Genomic DNA, 220 nt, shown 5'->3' with positions numbered 1-220 from the left:
GATAGAGCCAAGCAAGCCTTGGTCAAGATGGCAATGGAACCCTTCTGGGAACCTAAATTTGAAGGGACAAGCTATGGGTTTCGACCCGGACGCTCAACCCTCGATGCAATTGGCAGAATATTTGTTGCGATTAATCAAGGGGGATACTACGTCCTCGATGCCGACATTGCCAAATGTTTCGACCAGATTGACCATGATTACCTGCTATCCAAACTTCATT

Annotated in this window: 1 protein-coding gene; it reads left to right on the top strand. The window is 46.8% G+C overall.

All coding sequences use genetic code 11. From position 1 onward, the window contains the following. The coding region (locus AC0QHF_RS11070) for a reverse transcriptase domain-containing protein (RefSeq protein WP_324704268.1) at positions 1-220 on the top strand (220 nt) is incomplete at both ends.

It is taken from the genome of Lyngbya sp. CCY1209, from assembly GCF_055795065.1.
Note: the sequence above shows the minus strand (reverse complement) of the source record. Positions and strands in the feature narration are given on the sequence as shown.